This is a genomic window from Candidatus Poriferisocius sp. (assembly GCF_965219815.1).
In the GTDB taxonomy this organism is placed as follows: Bacteria; Actinomycetota; Acidimicrobiia; order Acidimicrobiales; family Bin134; genus Poriferisocius.
Window position 1 is genome coordinate 1,152,218 of sequence record NZ_OZ244791.1, and the last position, 16,530, is coordinate 1,168,747.

Genomic DNA, 16,530 nt, shown 5'->3' on the forward strand with positions numbered 1-16,530 from the left:
CCTCTGAGCGAACTTGAAGATGGTGGCTAGGCTGCGCCAGTGACATTCGACGACGAGAAGTTCGACGTAGAAGCAGCGGCGACCGGTGCGTGGGCTCCCAGCCGGTATGGGCCCGACGACATGCTGGGCACCTATAACGAGGTCACCGAGCAAAAGCGGGCCGAGGCGTTGGGGATGCTGGATCTGACCAAGCCGATCTGCACCTACTCGATGGGCGACGGCATTTGGCCCGGCTATCCCGCCTACAGCACTCGGGAGTTCGCCCAGAAGCTGGTTGTTGCCGGGTATGAGCCCGGCGAAGGCTTCGAGGGTGAGATCGTGAGCGGCACTCAAGGGCTGGGACCGTCGAAGCTGGGATATTCCGAGGAGCGGGTGTCGTACACCTTCAACATGAGCACCAAGATCAACGGATTCACCCATGCGGCGGTGGACGGCACCTTCTACAACGGCCACCAGGGCACAGATCTGGCCCGCACCGACGGGGTGACCGCCATGGACGTTCCCTCATGGGGCGCGCCGCTGCTCACCCGGGGACTTATGGTCGATGTGGCCGCCCAGGTGGCGGCCACCACCGGCGATGTGGAGACCAACCAGGCCGGGTTGCCCCGGCTCACCGACCGCCACCGCATCACTGTTGAGCAGATCGAAGGGGCTTGGGAGCGCCAGGGCCTGCCCGAACCCGAGGCGGGCGACGCTCTGTGTTTGCGCACCGGTTGGATCAGCCTTTCTCGGGAGGACCCTGAGCGGTTCCTGGCCGGGTCGCCCGGGCCCTGGATCGCCGAGAACAAGTGGCTGGCCTCCCACCGTCCGGCGCTGGTGTCCACCGATAGCTGGATGTGGGGCTTCTACGACTTCGAGGCCACCGAGGGGTGGATGTCGGTGGGTCACCAGCTCATGCTGGTGAAAGAGGGCATCCGCCTGGGGGAGTCGCTGAGCTGCGAGGAGGTCGCCGCCGCCGGGGTGGACCGGTTCGTGTTTTGCCACTCCCCGTTCCGGGCCAAGGGGTCCACCTCGTGCTCGTCGCCCCCCATGGCTATTGCCAACCCACCCATTGCCAATCCACCCAGTGCCAACCCACCGGAGGAACCATCATGAGCATTTTGGACGGATCACCCCTGGCCGGGAAGGTGGCTTTAGTCACCGGGGCCAGCCGGGGCATCGGCAAAGGCTGTGCCTTGGAGCTGGCTGCCGCCGGGGCTTCGGTGTACATCACCGGACGGACAACAGGTGCTGGCCAGCATCCGCTGCCTGGCACAGTGGGAGGCACCGCGGAGGAGATCACCGCAGCGGGGGGTACCGCTACCGCGGTGGCCTGCGACCACCGCGACGACGATGCGGTGCGGGCGGTGTTCGACCGGATCGCCGAAGAACAGGGCCGCTTGGACGTGCTGGTGAACAATGCCTTTGCCATTCCCGACGAGCTGACCGCCATGCTGCCCTTCTGGGAGGTGCCCATCTCCAACTGGGACGACATGATGGATGTGGGCACCCGCTCGGCTTACGTGGCCTCGGTGCTGGCCGCCCCGGGGATGATCGACCAAGGCGACGGCCTGATCGCCAACATCAGCTCGTCGGGGGCCACAGAGTACGCCTGGCACGTGGCCTACGGGGTGGGCAAGTGCGCCCTCGACCGCATGACCGCCGACTGCGCCCGCGAGCTCGGGGACACCGGAGTGTCGATGGTGTCGGTGTGGCCCGGCTTCGTGCGCACCGAGCGCATCGACGTGGCCGTCGACTCTGGGGTTGAACTGCCGCCGAGCCTGGACCTGTCGGCGGCCGAGTCGCCCCGGTTCACCGGCCGGGCGGTGACCGCCTTGGCCGTCGACGCCGAGCGGTTCCGCTACACCGGACAAGCCGTGGCAGCCCGAGACATGGCCGATGCCTACGGGTTCACCGACATCGATGGCCGCCTCCCCGCTGGCCCCCTCCACGACCGCACCTGATGGTCCTGAGGAGCAAGCGATGACCGCCGTGGAGCCGTTCGCCATCGAGGTGCCCGATCAGGTGCTCGACGACCTGCACCGCCGCTTGGACGCCACCCGGTGGTTCGACCCGCTACCCGGCGCCGGATGGAACGAGGGCACCGACCTTGACTACCTCAAAGAGCTGTGCCGCTACTGGCGCCACGAGTACGACTGGCGGGCCATCGAGGCCCAGCTCAACCGGTTTCCCCAGTACACCACGGTCATCGACAACCAGAACTTGCACTTCATCCACGCCCGCAGCCGCAATCCTGATGCCATGGCCCTGGTCATCCACCACGGCTGGCCCGGCTCCATCACCGAGTTCGCCAAGGTGATCGAGCCGCTCCGGGAGCATTTCCACGTGGTGTGCCCGTCGCTGCCCGGCTACGGCTTCTCCGGTCCCACGGCTGAATCGGGCTGGACGCCCCGGCGCATGGCCACCACCTCCCTGGAGCTGATGAGCCGGCTGGGCTATGACCGATTCGGGGCCCAGGGCGGGGACTGGGGGGCGATGGTAACCACTCAGATGGCACTCCAGGCCCCGGAACGACTCACAGGCATCCATCTGAACCTGATAATCGCCTCTGAGCCTCCGCCCGGAGAAGTGCGCGACCTGACTGATGAGGAGAGGGCAGCCCGTTCCGAAGGCCGGACTCGCAACCAGGTGGAGCGGGGCTACCGGGTGCAGCAGGCCACCCGTCCACAGACCTTGTCGGTTGGCTTGAACGACTCCCCGGCCGGACTGGCTGCCTGGATCGTCGAGAAGTTCCTGGTTTGGAGCGACATCGGCCCCGACAACGACATCGAATCCAGCTTCAGCAAAGACGAGCTGCTTACCAACGTGATGGTTTATTGGGTGACTGGCACCATAGCCTCGGCCAACCGGCTCTACTACGAGACCCGAATCGGGGGCCGAGGATCCTCAGCCCCCGACCGTCAGGTGGAAGTGCCCACCGCCTACGCTCGTTTTCCCGGCGATGGTATTTTCCCGGCACGTCCATGGGTGGAGTACTGGTACAACATCGTCCGCTGGACAGAGATGCCCCGCGGCGGCCACTTCGCTTCCCTCGAAGCCCCAGATCTGTACATTGACGACGTCGCTGACTACTTCGGCGGCTTGGACTAGCGCGGTGGCGGACAGTCATCGGCGAGGGTCGAGCACCTCTACATCGTAAGAAGAGAGCCGGTGGTCGGTGGTGACCAGGGTGAGCAACTCGGCTTGGGCTTGGGCGACGAGCATCCGGTCGAAGGGGTCTTGGTGGTGCAGGGGCAAGGCGGCGGCTCGCTCGCCGTGGGCGGCGGTGATCGGCAGTTCGGTCAACCCGATGGTCGGCAATCCCGGCATTACGTCATCTGGAAACGAGATTCTTCCCTTGGCCCGTTTGATGCCCAATTCCCAGGGCGTGACCGGCGAGTAGTACACGACGGACGCAGACTTGATGGTGTTCTGGAATCTCTTTCCAAGTTGCGGAGACTGGCCGGCTACTGAGAGCACCACATGGCTGTCGAGCAGCAGCCTCATGGTTAGAAGAGGTCTTCTTCCGCAGACTTTTCGAACATGGCGAGGATTTCTGGGTCGGAGCCCACGATGTCGTCCTCGTAGATGTGTATCTGGCCGTCCCAGAACCCGATTTTCCGCTCCGGGGGCGCCGGGGGCCAGGGAATAATCTTGGCTACCGGCTGGCCGGCCCGGGCCACAATGACGTCGGTTCCCGCCTCGACCTCTCGAAGCAACTCCGACAGGCGGCTCTTCGCCGCATGGATGTTCACCTGCAAGGTAGTCATGGAGCGAGCTTAGCCCGACTTAGTTTATTTATTCGACTGTATTAGAGGCGTTTGCTTGGCTAGCGGAGACAGGCGTGTGGTGAACTTGCCGCCGTGCCCACGCTGCATGACGTTGACTACACCCTTGAGTACCCCTACACCCGCACCACCGGGCCGGTCATCGGTCCGTTCCTGACCGGGTTGCGCGACGGTCGCATCCTCGGACAGCGGTGTGGCGACCGGGTGCTGTGCCCGCCCATGGAGTTCGATCCGGACACCTTCGCCACGCTTGAGCCCGACCTGGTTGAGGTGGGTCCTGGCGGGGAGGTGGTGAACTGGACCTGGGTGGCCGAGCCCTCGGCCAAACACCCCTTTGACCGGCCCTTCGGCTTCGCCTTCATCAAGCTGGACGGGGCCGACACCGCCCTGGTGCACGCGGTGGACACCGGGGGCGATCCCGAGGCCATGAGCACCGGCATGAGGGTGCGGGCCCAGTTCCGGGACGAGCGCCACGGCTCTGTCGCCGACGTGTACTTCGTGCCCGAGGCCGACGCCGCCGAGCAGGTGATTCAGCCGGGCGACGAGCCGGTGACCATCACCGAGCACCTCATCGGCCTGCGCATAAGCGAGCCGCTGTACCCCCACCGGGCCCGGTTCGCCCAAGGGCTGCTGGACGGCAAGATCATCGGCCAGCGCAGCCCGGTCACCGGCAAGGTGTATGTGCCCGGTCGGGGCTACGACAACATGTCCCGGGTGCTGATGAGCGAGGCCGACGAGGTGGAAGTGTCCGACGTGGGCACCGTGGTGGCGTTCACCGAGCTGAACCCGGTGCAGTACTACGGCCAGACCGAGACCGAGCCCTACGTGCGGTGCTCGATTTTGTTCGACGGCACCGACCAGCCGGTGATCGGCATCGACATCCGCGACATGACGGTGGACGAGATGCGGGTGGGGATGCGGATGCGCTGCATCTGGCGCGATCCCGAGGAACGGTCGGTGGAAGACATCGACAACCGCTACGGCAACATCCCCGAGACGGTGTACGCCCGGTTCGAGCCCACCGGCGAGCCCGACATTCCCGCCGACGAGTTGAAGGAGCACTCATGGTAAGCCTGGCCGAAGACGTGGCCATAGTTGCGTTCGAACAGACCCCATCTCACGCCCATTTCAACGACAGCGAGCCGGCCATGATCATGCCGTGCGTGAACTCGGTGATCAAGCAGGTGGGCATGGATCGCCACGACATCGACTTCACCATCGCGGGGAGCTGCGACTACCTGTCGGGGATGCCGTTCGCCTTCGTCATGAACATCGACGCGGTGGGGGCGTGGCCCCCCGTCTATGAGAGCCACGTGGAGATGGACGGTGCCTGGGCCCTGTTCGAGGGGTTCGTGCGACTCCAGTCGGGCGACATCGACACGGTGCTGGTGTCGGGCTCGGGCAAGTGCTCGCCGGGCAGCTACCGGGAGGGTTTCTCGCTCCAGACCGACCCCTACGTCCATGCCCCCATCGGCCTCGACCCTCGCACGCAGGCCGGCTTCCAGGCCCAGGCGCTCATCGCCGCGGGCAAGGCCACCGAGCGGGACTTCGCCGAGGTGGTGTCCCGCAGTCATGCCAACGCCAAGAACAACCCCAACGCCCAGCTCAGCGGCGACCTGTCGGTGGAGGAGCTGCTGGCCGAGCCCTACGTGCAGCAGCCGCTGCGCCGCCTCGACTGCCCGCCCACCAGCGACGGTGCCGCGGCCATGATCATCGCCCGAGCCGACAAGGCCCGGGAGCTGTGCGACAACCCGGTGTGGATCCGGGCCATCGACCACCGCATCGATTCGCACCACCCCACGCTGCGGGATCTCACCGACTCCCCGTCGGTGCGCATCGCGGCCGATCGGGTGGGCCTCCACGACGGCCCGGTGGACATCGCCGAGCTGACCGTGACCTACAGCCCCGAGGAGATCATCCTGCGAGACGCCCTCGGCCTCAACGGCGACACCTCGGTGAATCCCTCGGGCGGGCCGCTTACCGGCAGCCCGTTCATGGCCGTGGGCCTCACTCGGGTGATCGAGCTGGCCCGGGCCATCCGCAACGGCGATGGCGGCCGAGGAGTGGCCCACGCATCCAGCGGCCCGGCCCTTCAACAGAACCTGCTCTGCGTCTTGGAAGGAGACAGCTGATGGCTCCACGACCATGTGCGGTATTAGGTGTCGGCCAAACCAAATACAAGCGCCGGCGCGACGATGTGACCTTGGACGGCCTGGTACGGGAGGCCGCCCTGCGGGCCTTGGAAGACGCCGGCGCCACCTTCGACGACATCGACGCCATCGTGATCGGCAAGGCTCCCGACGCCCTCGAAGGGGTGATGATGCCGTTGCTCAGCCTGTGCGACGCGCTGGGGGCGATCGGCAAGCCCATCCACCGGGTCCACACTGCCGGGTCGGTGGGGGCGTCCACCGCCATCTCGGCGGTGAACCTGGTGGAATCGGGAATGTACGACACCGTGCTGACCATCGCCTATGAGAAGCAGTCGGAGGGCAACGCCACCTGGGCGCTGTCGGGCGGCAAGAGCGGCGGGCAGGGAGCGGGCGGCACGTTCGCCCCGTGGATCCGCAACTACATCGCCCGCTCCAAGGCGCCCGAGCACATCGGGTGGATGGTGGCGGTGAAGGATCGGCTCAACGCCCTCAAGAACCCCTACGCCCATTTGCATCTGCCCGACATCTCCATTGAGAAGGTGCGGGAGTCGCCCATGCTGTGGGACCCGCTCCACTTCTTGGAGTCGTGCCCCTCCTCAGATGGGGCCGCAGCGGTAGTGCTGGGCAACGACGACATCGCCAAGAAGTCGGGCCGCCCGCCGGCGTGGGTCATCTCCCACGCCAAGCGCACCGAGTTCGGCCAGTTTCCCGGGCGCGACACGGTGCGGCCCCAAGCCGGAGTGGAGTGCTCCGAGGTTCTGTACCGCAAGGCCGGCATCACCAACCCCCGGGAGCAGATCGACTGTGCCGAGCTGTACGTGCCGTTTTCGTGGTACGAACCCATGTGGCTGGAAGGGCACCTCATCGCTGAGGAAGGCGAGGGGTGGAAGATGACCGATGCCGGCGACACCGAGTTGGGCGGGTCTTTCCCGGTGAACATGTCGGGCGGCGTTTTGTCGTCCAATCCCATCGGGGCGTCGGGGATGATCCGGTGCCTGGAGGCGGCCAACCAGGTGCGGGGCACCGCGGGCGAGTACCAGGTGCCGGGGGCCAAGATCTCCATCGGCCACGCTTACGGCGGTGCCGCCCAGTACTACGCCATGTGGATGGTGTCGTCCGAACTGAACCCGGAGCTGTAACGGTGGCCAGCATCGCGGAGGGCCGGGTGGTGGTGATCACCGGGGCGGCGCGGGGGCTGGGCCGAGCCCACGCCCTGGAGTTTGCCGCTGAGGGGGCCAGAGTGCTGGTGAACGACCTGGGGGTGGAGCGCGACGGCTCAGGCGGCGCGTCGGAGCCAGCCCAGGAGGTGGTGGCCGAGATACGGGCCATGGGAGGCGAGGCCGAGGCCAACGCCGCCGATGTGGCCGACTGGGACCAGGCCGAGGCCATGATCGCTCAGGCCGTGGACACTTGGGGCCGCCTCGACACGCTGGTGTGCAACGCGGGCTTTTTGCGAGACCGGATGCTGGCCAACATGAGCGAATCGGAGTGGGACGCCATCATGCGGGTCCACCTCAAAGGCCATTTCGCTCCCGCCCGCCACGCGGTGGCCCACTGGCGGGACCGGTCCAAGGCCGGCGAGATGGTGCAGGGGCGGGTTGTCAACACCAGCTCGGGCGCCGGGCTGTTGGGCTCCATCGGCCAGGGCAATTACGCCGCGGCCAAAGCTGGGGTGGCGGCTCTGACCATTCAGCAAGCCGCGGAGTGGGGCCGCTACGGGGTGATGGTGAATGCCATCGCCCCCGACGCCCGCACCCGCATGACCGCCGGGATCATGTACACCGAGGATGTCCCCGAAGGGTGGGACGAGAAAGACCCGGCCAATGCGTCGCCGCTGGTGGTGTGGCTGGGGTCGGATGCCTGCGACGTGACCGGCCGGGTTTTCGAGATTGCCGGAGGAGCGCTCAACGTGTGCGATGGCTGGCAGCACGGCCACGTGGTTGATGTGGGCCGCAAGTTTGCCGCCGCAGAGATCGGCGACGCGGTGCAGGCTTCGATCGCCGGTTCGCCTGAGCCGGCACCGGTGTACGGAGCAAGCTAGCTGGGAATCTCCCGGAAGGGGATGCCTTTGTCCACCCGGATGTCGGGGGGCAGGCCCAGCACTTTCTCGCTGATGGTGTTGCGCTGAATGTTGTCGGTGCCGCCGCCGATGCGCGACGCCCACTGGCCCAAGAACTCGTACTGCCAGCGCCCCTCGTCGAGGGCGCTGTCTCCATGGAGCATCCCGGCTGCACCGTTCATGGCCATCACCAAATCGCCCATTTCGCCGAAGTGCAGCGAGATGGCCAGCTTCATGGTTGAGCTTTCGGGGCCGGGCAGCTCGCCCCGGCTGGTGGCGGTCCGCACCCGGTAACCCTGGTACTTGAGGATCTCCATGCGGGTGTAGGTCTTGGCCAGCTCTTGGCGGATCACCGGGTTGCGGTCGGTGCCGGTCTGCTGGGCCAGCTTCACCAGTTCGTTGAACCGGGTTCGGGCGTTGCTGCCGCCGATCAGGGCCCGTTCGTTGGACAGGGTGGTCATGATCGGCCCCCAGCCGGTGTTGACCCCGCCGAGGATGTTCTCATGGGGGATCCGCACATCCGACAAGAACACCTCGTTGAAGTGGGCCGCGCCGGTGATCTGCACTAGCGGGCGCACCTCAATGCCCGGAGTGTTCATGTCCACCAGGAAGTAGGTGATTCCCCGGTGCTTGGGCTGGTTGGGATCGGTGCGGGTCAACAGGATTCCCCAGTCGCTGTACTGGGCACCCGATGTCCACACCTTCTGGCCGTTCACCACCCACTCGTCGCCGTCTCGCACCGCGGTGGTTCGCAGACCGCCGAGGTCTGAACCGGCCACCGGCTCGGAGAACAGCTGGCACCACACCTCGTCGCCCTTCAACATGGCGGGGAGGAACCGCTCCTTTTGGGCGTCGGTGCCGTGGGCGATGAGGGTGGGGCCGGCCATGCCGATGCCCACCGCGAACACCCCGGTGGCCGACACCCGCTTGGCCTCCTCCTCCTTGAAGATGCCGTCGTGGATGCCGCTCAGGCCCTTGCCGCCATATTCGACAGGCCAGGTGATGGAGCCCCAGCCGCCGTCGTACTTGGTGCGCTGCCAGGCCTTGCACCGGGCCACGTAGGCATTCTCGACATCGGGGTCGGAGATGGTGATAGCCGTCTGGTCACGGGGGCCGCCGCCGTCGGCGGGGATATTGGCGTCGAGCCACTCAATGCACTCGGCTCGAAAGGCGGCTTCTTGGGGGGTCTCGTCGAAATCCATGCCGCGTTGATGGTAGCCAGAGGGCTCTGTGCAGGCCCCACCGAACAGCAGGGCAAACAGCAGCGCTTTCTACCATTCGGGCTCGACAGGTCGGGGATGGTTCAATGATGGCCGTGAAATTCTCCATGATCTTCGAAGCCCAGATGGCCGATCCATCCCGCGAGGTTGAGCAGCAGGTCATCCGAGACTGCGTGGATCAGGCGGTGTTGGCCGAGGAGGTGGGTTTCGACCGGGTGTGGGCGGTGGAGCACCACTGCTTGAAGTGGTACGCCCACATGAGCGCCCCGGAGATCTTCCTGACCTGGGTGGCAGCCCGAACCTCTCGCATCCGCATCGGCCACGGCGTGGTGTGCATGCCATTCGGCTACAACCACCCGCTTCGGGCTGCCGAGCGCATCGCCATGCTGGACGTGCTGTCGGGCGGGCGGCTGGATGTGGGGGCGGGCCGGGGGGCCACCCTCCAGGAGATGTCGGCGTTCGGGGTGAAGCCCGAGGACACTTACGCCCAGGTGGAGGAGTCGCTGCGGATCATCTCTCACTGCTGGCGAGACGATGAGTTCGAGTGGCAGGGCCTGCTCGACATCTCACCCCACCCGATCCTGCCCCGGCCGGTGCAGGATCCCCATCCGCCGCTGTATCTGGCCTGCACCAAGGTGGACACCGTGCGGCTGGCTGCCGAGTTGGGCATCGGTGCCCTGGTGCTGGGGTTTGCCGGGGCCGACGAGATCCGCCTGATGAAGGAGACCTACGACGAGGCCATCACCACCCGCACCGGGGAGCGGTTCGTGAGCGACCATCCCAACAACTGGTTCTCGGCGCTGTGCCCTACCACGATCCTCGACGACCGGGACGAGGCGTTCCGCATCGGGGCTCGGGGCCAGCGGTTCTTTGCCGAGGCCATCATGCACTGGAATCTGGGTACGCCCCCGCCCCGGGCCGGATCAGCCGACGAGGACACCGCGGCGGCTATAGACGAGGCGGTGGGCAACGTTCACGCCAAGATCAGCGAGATGAACATCCCGCTCAGTCCCAACGCCACCAGCACCTTCAACATTGAGCACGCCTACGGCAACTACGAAGACGCCATCCGCTACGTGAGCGAGCTCGAGGCCATCGGCTGCGACGAGATCATGTGCATGATCCAAATGGGCACCATCCCCCAAGAGGTCATGCTCGAAACCATCCGCCAATTCGGCCACCACGTCATTCCCCACTTCCGCGCCAGGGAAGAAGCCGCCGTCCCGGCCTGACCAGTTTTCGAGCCCGCCCCGGTAACATCGGGCGATGGCGACCCTCGTTGTCGACAAGGTACCGACGCTTGATGATGCCGCCCAGGCCGCGGAGGCCATGGCCGCGGCCGATCCGCATATTGTCCGCGTCATCGTCTTTGGGTCGGTAGCCAAGCAGACCCAGAAGGCTGACTCCGACATCGACCTCGTCGCTATCACCGCGGCACCACGGGCGGTCAGCCCCGACCACGGCGCCGCGCAGTACGCCCTGCGCCAGGCGGCTGAGGCCGCATGCGGGATCAAATGCGAGGTCATCCTCACAACTATCGGCGAATGGGAGTGGAGCTTGGAGCATGCCCGCTCCTCCGTTTTCGGAGAAGCGCACGCTCACGGCATCACCCTCATGCAGCGCCCCTGCCCACCTCCGGCCCCATGGGCCGAGGAGACCGCCGTGCTGCGAGACGACTGGGGCCTCGCCCTCAAAGACCTGGATGAGGCCCACCGCAAGAACCTGGAAGTGGTCCGAATACTCGAGTCCATCCCCGGCAAAGCAGCCGCGGGGGAGTGGTCTCACGCCGACCGCAACTACGCCTATGAGTCTGCGCTGGAGTCCGCCCACATGAGCATCGAGAAGAGCCTGATCGCGCTGGGGCGGCTTCATCTCCGCCGGTATCTCGACAACACCCACAACATCGATGTCATGGCAGGCAAGCTCCGCTCCACCCCGTCGGGCTCGTTTGTCGACGCCGTCCTAAACACGCTCGACACCGCCGAGCGCGATGGCGCCCATACCAACTGGAGGTTCGCCCCCTATCTGGGGCAGTCGGACTCTTTCCAACAGATGATCACCCCCGAGAACACCGCCGACCACATACGCGCCGCCGCCGACCTCCTAGAACACGCTCTAGCCGCCATCGCCAGTTCCCCCCTGCGCCCCAACCCCATCCCCACCGACGAAGCCGCCACCCTCAACCGCTGCGCCCAAACCATCGACAACCTCCGCAACCACGCCAACCCCAGCTACCTGCAAACCGGAATCTTGTCACCGCCTGAGCTTCCCCCCTAATCGTGGAGAGTTTGTTTTTGAGGGTCGGGGTTGTGGGCCTGTTCGTATTCTACGGGGCTGGTCATTCCGATTGCGGAGTGGAGGCGGTGCTGGTTGTACCAGGTGTGGACCCATAGGGTGATTTCTCGTCGGGCCCGGGCTCTGGTGGTCCAGGCTCGGCGTGAGATGAGCTCGTGTTGGAGGGTGGAGAAGAACGACTCGGCCGGCGCGTTGTCCAGCGCGTTGCCGGTTCTTCCGGTGGACCGTGAGATGCCGAGCCGCCGGCAGGCGGCGGCGAAGGCTTCTGAGGTGTATTGCGATCCCTTGTCCGAGTGGAAGATGACGCCTTTGACGTTGCCGCCTCTGGTGGCGACCGCGGTGTTGATGGCCTGTTTGGCCAGCTCGGCGGTCGGGTACCGGTCGGAGGTGGCGAAGCCGACCATGCGCCTGGAGTAGAGGTCCTCGACGGTCGCGAGGAACACCGGGCCCTCGGCGGTGGGAACCTGTTTGAAGTCGCCGCACCATTTCTGGTTGACCCCTGTCGCGCTGAAGTCGCGGCCCAGAAGGTCTGTGGGGGCCGCATGGGAGCTGTCGGGGCTGGTGAGGCCCTTTTTGCGTTTGGGGCGGGCGCACAGGCCCTGGCGGGCCATCGAGGCCTCCACCGTCTTCTTCGACACCGACAGGCCATCGCGTCGCAGCCGGGCGCGCACCCTGGGCGACCCGTAGGTGCCGTCCGATTCGTCGAACGCCTTTTTCACCTCGGCGTCCAGCGCCCGGCGACGCCGCTGCCGATCGGTCAGCGGCCGGTCGAGGTGCTTGTAGAACGTGGATTCCGCCACGCCCAGCGCTCTGCAAGCCACAGAGTGAGGCACACCGTGGTCGGTCCTTTGGGCCGCGATGAACCCTGCGGTCACCGCGTCGCCTCGTTGACCCAAAGGACCACGGATCGTTTGAGCACATCACGCTCCATCTCCAGCTCGGCGACCCGGCGGCGCAGCCGGGCCAGCTCGGCCCGCTCGTCGCCGCTCAGCCCGCCCGAGCGCTCGTCTCGGTCCCGGCGCACCCAATTCCCGAGCGTGCCCTCGTTGACGCCGAGCTCCCGGGCGACGTGGGCCACCGGCCGGCCGGTCTCCTTGACGATCCGGACAGCCCCATCACGGAACTCCCGGTCATAATCTCTTCGCGGTCTGGACATAGCTCCTCCTTATAGAGCATGTCTCCACGAAAAGGGGGGAACCTCACGCCTGCCTAGTAGCGGCCCAGGCTTGTTGCCAGGCCCAGTTCCTCTCAATGACTGTTACGATTGAGATATGAGCGACGCCGCAACCACTCGGCCTCTGGAAGGGCAGGATGCTAAGGCGTCGCTTGAGGATCGGGATGAGCGGTCTGACCACAACATCCCCAAGGCTGGCCCTGGCAATGGTGACTCTCGGCTCACCCCAGAAGGACGCGCTGCGCTGCTTGCTCTAGTGGAGAACGACGACTTCGGCGAATATCTCGACGCCGTTTGCAGCGACGAGCCTTTCACATCTCAATAGCAGCCACCCGTCCCAGTGATCATTGGCGACGAGTACGCCATCATCCTTGCGGCCGCGGGTGCTCTTCCTCTTCCAATTAGGGACGAGGCCCTGATGACAGTTCCGGCTGCTGTCATCCGATTGCAGAGAAGTCCAGAACGAGTGCGCCGGGGAGCAGCATTAGGGCATGGGCGTATTGCCAGGCTTCTCTCATCTCTACCGACTGATGCTGCTGAGGCTGTCTTCAACCCGCAAGCCGGTCTGTACGGTGTGGCAACAGAAGCCCAGATCAAGCGGAGTATGGAGAGTGTCCGGCGGGAAGCGGTGATGCTGGGGATCCCCCTAGGCGAGTACGCTGCCCAGTTCGCTGGCGCAGCCAAGAGGTTCGAAGCTGATATCTGGGTTGGCTACGAACGGAATATACCTCGATGGGCGCAGAAGGGGATTGTGCTCGAAGGTGTGCGATGGCACCGAATCAGCGACTTGGGTTAGCGCTTGCTGCATGCCCCCGGTGTTTGCGATCACGCGTGCATCCTATCGGCCAGTGCCTGATGGATATCACCCTCAAAATGGCCATGCCCGGAGCCATCCGCCGATTCAGCTATCTCGCCATCCCCGACTACCAGCGAACCAAGACAGGAGCCGTGCTCGGCGGCCTCGAACATTACAATCGCTGATATGACCCGCCGCGACGCCATCCTCGGAATCCACCGCGGCACCATTCTCGACGTTGCCCGTCGCCACCACGCCACCTCCATTTCCCTCGTCGGCTCTACCGCCCGCGGCGAAGACACCGAGAACAGCGATTGCGACTTCCTCGCCGACTTCGCTCCGGGAACCACCTACTTCAACTTGTCGGACCTGGCAGCGGAACTGCGAGCGCTGCTCGGATGCGAAATCGACATCATTCCCTCTCAGGGCCTAAAGCCCCGCAAACGCCACCGCATCCTCGAAGACGCCATCACCCTGTGAGCGAAGCCAAAATGCATGTATTATGCATGCATGCCTAACGTCCAAGTGAGGAACGTCCCAGATGAGGTTCACAACGTGTTGGTGGGCCGAGCCAAGAGGGCTGGTCAGTCGCTCCAGCAGTATCTCAGCGACCAGTTGTCCCAAATGGCATCTCGGCCGACTGTCGAAGAGGTGTTCGAGCGCATCGAAGGCCGGAGGTTGGGCCGTCTTTCTAGTGAAGACGCGGTAGCAGCGCTCGAAGCCGAGCGTGCTCGTCGTTGACGCCTCGGCGCTGGTGCCCGCCATCGCCGATGGAACCGATATCGGCAGACAGCGGCGGCAGCGACTGAGCCGAGAGCGTCTCGACGCCCCCGACTTGATCCTGGTCGAGTCTCTCTCGGTCATCAGACGCCAGACGCTTGCCGGCATGTTGGACGCGGCTCAGGGCGAGCAGGCAGTGGACGACCTTCTCACCTTGCCCATCGTCATTCACCCGACTGCGCCGCTGCTTCGCAGGGCCTGGGAGCTGCGAAGCAACGTCACCCCCTACGACGCCTGCTACGCGGCCTTGGCCGAAGCACTCAACTGCCCCCTGCTGACCGGCGACGCCCGCCTCGCCCGCGCCCCCGGCCTTATTTGCGAGGTGGAGGTGGTCGGGTAACGAGAGGCGGGTGAAAAGGAAAACGGGCCTAGGCCGTGGAGTTCGTAAAGTTCCATCTCGGCAAGAGTTTCTTGCCGGAGTTCAGCGAGCCGCTCATCGGCACCCGGTCGGACCGCGACCCGGGCATGCAGTTGGCGATAGCTCTTGGTGGTGGTTCCTTACCCGAGGAGGTTCACTAGGGCCAAGAGCGGGGTCCGCTCGCGACGAGGGCCGGAGTTTGCACTCCGGCAACATGGGGAGGCTCTCAAGACCTTCACAGATGACGGTCTACGTTAAACGAAGGCTGGAACCGCTGTCCGGCAACGGGCCTACCCCCTAGAAGACATTGTCAATTCTTTCATTTGCTGTTTTTCTTCGCCGGCCGTATAGTACCAACCTTCACATATAACTGTCTAATAGGAGACAATATGAAGGCCACCTACAAGCGAATGACTGAGACTCACGTCGAGCGCACGACGCACGAAGAGACCCTAATGGGTTCGAGTCGGGTCCGACGCCAGGTCAATGAGCGCGGGGATATCCACGAGATAGTCCAGGTGGAAGACGATTGGGAGTCTGATGATCTGGGGGTTCGGCAGTCGCCAGCGCACAAACCATCGATTCATTCTGACTCACGCAAGCAATTGGATAGCGGCTAGCTCCAAACACTCAATCTGGCGCTCTACCAGGGGATTTGCGGCTATCCCAACTAATTGTCACTGGCTCTTGCTAGTTTTTCGACGCACAAAACCTACGACAAGAAAAGGAGGGGCTTTATGACCCCGCTAACCCTGAGCATGCTGCGAGCGGCTTGCGATGAAGACGCCACCGACGGCGCGATTGTGCTGGATGCGGCACTGGAACCAGTTGGCGGCCATGGAACCCCGGTCAACCCAGCCATCTATGCCGGTGGGCGCTACCAGCATGACAAGCGGTGGGAGAGTCCAGAGGCGGCTGAGTCCACTCCGGTGATTGTCATCGACAATGTGCCCTCGCAGGCCAACCGGCTGGAAGCGGCTCTGGAGGCTACAGCCGATGAAACCGGTGTTCCTCGTCTGGTGCTGAACCTGACCGGAGAGGACTTTGCGCATCTTCCCCCGCATCTTCCTCGCAGGCTGTCGAGCCTGCGATGGCCGCACCGCAGCGGTGATGCCTACTTGCGCGACGCCCTCTTGGATGGCAGTCCGTTCGCCAAGTCCCCCGTTGGGCGTTCGATCATCGACGCCACTGCCGACTCGGCTGGGGCGTTAGTAGCCTGGTTCCCTCAAGCGTTGCTGTATGGGTTCTGGCAGTCCCACCTGGGCAGTAAACGCACGCGAGCCAAACACGCCCGGGCATGGGTATCAGAGATAGTCGGCTGGAGGCCAGCAACTGAGGAACTGGTCACAACGGCAGCCATGAAGGGCGACCCATTCAACATCATCAAAGAAGTTGGATTGGCGGAACACGATAAGGATGACCTGATTGCAGGCTGGGAACTGCAAGAGGACAAGTCTCCGACCGAAGACAAGAAGATGTCTACCATCGGACATGGACAGGTGATAACGAGGCCGCAGGAAGAGACCCTTGCTCCAGTTTCGTTCCGGCGGATCAGCCAGCGTGCCACCCTTTCGTTCCCACAGCTACGCCGAGTACGCCTTGGCGATGGCTTTTCTGATGAGCAGGACGCGTCAGCAAGAACCCTGCTCGCGTCCCTCGGACTTCATGCACACAACATTGCATTCGGGCGGCCGTTCGCGCTCCGCTCCAGCACAGATCTGGTCCTGACCGATCAGGCCGCTCGGCTCGACTCAACCGGTATCACCATCCAAAGCACCGAGGACTTGGTGCAAGAGGCCCTTGCAGCAGCTCGTTCTCTGGATGTCCCGACTGAAGGGTGGGGTGCTGACCCAGTGACCCTGACCCCCAACAAAAGCCTGACCGCGGCAATTCGGGCTACCTGGCCAGACCTTGACGCCGTGGAGAAGTAG

22 protein-coding genes are annotated in these 16,530 nt (G+C 64.7%); 17 read left to right on the forward strand and 5 right to left on the reverse strand.

All coding sequences use genetic code 11. The features are described from left to right. The first annotated feature begins 39 nt into the window (after window positions 1-39). From ACOQPI_RS05490 to ACOQPI_RS05500, 3 genes are read left to right on the forward strand one after another with little or no spacing between them, the layout of a single operon-like run. Window positions 40-1,095, forward strand: a complete 1,056-nt coding sequence (locus tag ACOQPI_RS05490) for a cyclase family protein (RefSeq protein ID WP_420618681.1) — start codon at window positions 40-42, stop codon at window positions 1,093-1,095. Continuing rightward, window positions 1,092-1,943: an SDR family NAD(P)-dependent oxidoreductase gene (locus tag ACOQPI_RS05495; protein WP_420618682.1), complete on the forward strand. Its 852-nt coding sequence runs from the start codon at window positions 1,092-1,094 to the stop codon at window positions 1,941-1,943. Before ACOQPI_RS05490 ends, ACOQPI_RS05495 begins: the two co-directional genes overlap by 4 nt. A gap of 19 nt (window positions 1,944-1,962) precedes the next feature. Continuing rightward, the gene (locus ACOQPI_RS05500) at window positions 1,963-3,090 is read left to right on the forward strand and encodes an epoxide hydrolase family protein (RefSeq protein WP_420618683.1); all 1,128 of its coding nucleotides are present in this window, start codon (window positions 1,963-1,965) and stop codon (window positions 3,088-3,090) included. A 15-nt stretch (window positions 3,091-3,105) separates the two neighbouring features. Here the strand turns inward: ACOQPI_RS05500 and ACOQPI_RS05505 are convergent, their stop codons facing one another. Then, the gene (locus tag ACOQPI_RS05505; protein ID WP_420618684.1) at window positions 3,106-3,486 is read right to left on the reverse strand and encodes a type II toxin-antitoxin system VapC family toxin; all 381 of its coding nucleotides are present in this window, start codon (window positions 3,484-3,486) and stop codon (window positions 3,106-3,108) included. 2 nt (window positions 3,487-3,488) lie between these two features. After that, window positions 3,489-3,749, reverse strand: coding sequence for a type II toxin-antitoxin system Phd/YefM family antitoxin (locus ACOQPI_RS05510; RefSeq protein ID WP_420618685.1), 261 nt, complete (start codon window positions 3,747-3,749; stop codon window positions 3,489-3,491). Window positions 3,750-3,842: 93 nt separating this feature from the next. Between ACOQPI_RS05510 and ACOQPI_RS05515 the strand changes: the two genes are divergently transcribed. From ACOQPI_RS05515 to ACOQPI_RS05530, 4 genes are read left to right on the forward strand one after another with little or no spacing between them, the layout of a single operon-like run. Continuing rightward, on the forward strand, window positions 3,843-4,838 hold the full coding sequence (locus tag ACOQPI_RS05515; protein WP_420618686.1) for a Zn-ribbon domain-containing OB-fold protein: 996 nt from the start codon (window positions 3,843-3,845) through the stop codon (window positions 4,836-4,838). After that, a complete protein-coding gene (locus tag ACOQPI_RS05520; protein WP_420618687.1) occupies window positions 4,832-5,899 on the forward strand; it encodes a lipid-transfer protein in 1,068 nt (355 codons plus the stop codon). The genes ACOQPI_RS05515 and ACOQPI_RS05520 overlap by 7 nt, the downstream gene beginning before the upstream one ends. Then, window positions 5,899-7,056 carry a thiolase domain-containing protein gene (locus ACOQPI_RS05525; protein ID WP_420618688.1) on the forward strand — a complete coding sequence of 386 codons (1,158 nt, stop codon included), beginning with the start codon at window positions 5,899-5,901 and terminating at the stop codon, window positions 7,054-7,056. Before ACOQPI_RS05520 ends, ACOQPI_RS05525 begins: the two co-directional genes overlap by 1 nt. 2 nt (window positions 7,057-7,058) lie before the next feature. Continuing rightward, window positions 7,059-7,958 carry an SDR family oxidoreductase gene (locus ACOQPI_RS05530; protein ID WP_420618689.1) on the forward strand — a complete coding sequence of 300 codons (900 nt, stop codon included), beginning with the start codon at window positions 7,059-7,061 and terminating at the stop codon, window positions 7,956-7,958. Here the strand turns inward: ACOQPI_RS05530 and ACOQPI_RS05535 are convergent. Then, window positions 7,955-9,178: an acyl-CoA dehydrogenase family protein gene (locus tag ACOQPI_RS05535; RefSeq protein ID WP_420618690.1), complete on the reverse strand. Its 1,224-nt coding sequence runs from the start codon at window positions 9,176-9,178 to the stop codon at window positions 7,955-7,957. The two genes, ACOQPI_RS05530 and ACOQPI_RS05535, sit on opposite strands and share 4 nt — an antisense overlap. Before the next feature lie 113 nt (window positions 9,179-9,291). Between ACOQPI_RS05535 and ACOQPI_RS05540 the strand changes: the two genes are divergently transcribed. Together ACOQPI_RS05540 and ACOQPI_RS05545 are read left to right on the forward strand one after the other, a co-directional pair. Then, window positions 9,292-10,428 carry an LLM class flavin-dependent oxidoreductase gene (locus tag ACOQPI_RS05540; RefSeq protein ID WP_420620992.1) on the forward strand — a complete coding sequence of 379 codons (1,137 nt, stop codon included), beginning with the start codon at window positions 9,292-9,294 and terminating at the stop codon, window positions 10,426-10,428. 34 nt (window positions 10,429-10,462) lie between these two features. Further along, window positions 10,463-11,473, forward strand: a complete 1,011-nt coding sequence (locus ACOQPI_RS05545) for a nucleotidyltransferase domain-containing protein (protein WP_420618691.1) — start codon at window positions 10,463-10,465, stop codon at window positions 11,471-11,473. Here ACOQPI_RS05545 and ACOQPI_RS05550 read toward each other — a convergent pair. Together ACOQPI_RS05550 and ACOQPI_RS05555 are read right to left on the reverse strand one after the other, a co-directional pair. After that, a complete protein-coding gene (locus ACOQPI_RS05550) occupies window positions 11,470-12,366 on the reverse strand; it encodes an IS3 family transposase (protein WP_420618059.1) in 897 nt (298 codons plus the stop codon). The two genes, ACOQPI_RS05545 and ACOQPI_RS05550, sit on opposite strands and share 4 nt — an antisense overlap. Beyond that, entirely contained in the window at window positions 12,363-12,647 is a 285-nt protein-coding gene (locus tag ACOQPI_RS05555) for a transposase (protein ID WP_420618060.1), read from the reverse strand. The genes ACOQPI_RS05550 and ACOQPI_RS05555 overlap by 4 nt, the downstream gene beginning before the upstream one ends. Before the next feature lie 115 nt (window positions 12,648-12,762). Between ACOQPI_RS05555 and ACOQPI_RS05560 the strand changes: the two genes are divergently transcribed. The 8 genes from ACOQPI_RS05560 (at window position 12,763) to cas7g (ending at window position 16,530) form a co-directional block, all read left to right on the forward strand. Beyond that, window positions 12,763-12,990, forward strand: coding sequence for a hypothetical protein (locus tag ACOQPI_RS05560; protein ID WP_420618692.1), 228 nt, complete (start codon window positions 12,763-12,765; stop codon window positions 12,988-12,990). 15 nt (window positions 12,991-13,005) lie between these two features. Then, window positions 13,006-13,461: a hypothetical protein gene (locus ACOQPI_RS05565; RefSeq protein WP_420618693.1), complete on the forward strand. Its 456-nt coding sequence runs from the start codon at window positions 13,006-13,008 to the stop codon at window positions 13,459-13,461. Between the two features lie 59 nt (window positions 13,462-13,520). After that, a complete protein-coding gene (locus ACOQPI_RS05570; protein WP_420618694.1) occupies window positions 13,521-13,646 on the forward strand; it encodes a hypothetical protein in 126 nt (41 codons plus the stop codon). A 1-nt stretch (window position 13,647) separates the two neighbouring features. Then, entirely contained in the window at window positions 13,648-13,941 is a 294-nt protein-coding gene (locus ACOQPI_RS05575) for a nucleotidyltransferase family protein (protein WP_420618695.1), read from the forward strand. Between the two features lie 30 nt (window positions 13,942-13,971). After that, window positions 13,972-14,202 (forward strand): FitA-like ribbon-helix-helix domain-containing protein, encoded by a 231-nt coding sequence (locus ACOQPI_RS05580; protein WP_420618696.1) that lies wholly within the window; start codon window positions 13,972-13,974, stop codon window positions 14,200-14,202. Next, a complete protein-coding gene (locus tag ACOQPI_RS05585) occupies window positions 14,189-14,581 on the forward strand; it encodes a type II toxin-antitoxin system VapC family toxin (RefSeq protein WP_420618697.1) in 393 nt (130 codons plus the stop codon). Before ACOQPI_RS05580 ends, ACOQPI_RS05585 begins: the two co-directional genes overlap by 14 nt. A 35-nt stretch (window positions 14,582-14,616) precedes the next feature. Next, the gene (locus tag ACOQPI_RS05590) at window positions 14,617-14,760 is read left to right on the forward strand and encodes a hypothetical protein (protein ID WP_420618698.1); all 144 of its coding nucleotides are present in this window, start codon (window positions 14,617-14,619) and stop codon (window positions 14,758-14,760) included. 513 nt (window positions 14,761-15,273) lie between these two features. Then, window positions 15,274-16,530, forward strand: coding sequence for a type I-G CRISPR-associated RAMP protein Csb1/Cas7g (cas7g, locus tag ACOQPI_RS05595; protein ID WP_420618699.1), 1,257 nt, complete (start codon window positions 15,274-15,276; stop codon window positions 16,528-16,530).